1 protein-coding gene is annotated in these 394 nt (G+C 45.7%); it reads right to left on the bottom strand.

Going from position 1 to position 394, the window contains the following annotated elements:
• Positions 1–394, bottom strand: a 394-nt coding sequence (locus I6F37_RS43825; RefSeq protein ID WP_225154958.1) for a translocation/assembly module TamB domain-containing protein, incomplete at both ends; no start/stop codon positions are given.

Below are 394 nucleotides of genomic sequence, written 5' to 3'. Positions count from 1 at the left end.
CTATATACCCCTCCATTATTCCTTCGTATTCATTTTTCCTGTACCCCCGCAATGCGTAACGGCCATCTTTACTTAGTTTATACTCAATGTTCACACTACCCGCCAGGCCGGTCCCCTTCCGGTTTCCTGCGCTTGGCCCTTCTACCTCGAAGTTATTTCCGACCGTTACGGAAACCCTGTCATTCAATAATCGTTTGGAAAGTGAAACATTCAGGTCTGTACGGTCGCGGCGTTCACCTGTTGTATAATCATCCGTTGATTCGATACCAAAGTTGATATCCACACCTGAAATCAAATCCGAGGCAAGGTTGTTCAATTGTTCTGTTAATAGTTTGCTTACACTCTGTCTTGCAAAACTTTCAGCCGACATACCACCACCGCTGCTTTCAAAGGG

It is taken from the genome of Bradyrhizobium sp. NBAIM08, from assembly GCF_020193935.1.
GTDB lineage: Bacteria > Pseudomonadota > Alphaproteobacteria > Rhizobiales > Xanthobacteraceae > Bradyrhizobium > Bradyrhizobium yuanmingense.
Note: the sequence above shows the minus strand (reverse complement) of the source record. Positions and strands in the feature narration are given on the sequence as shown.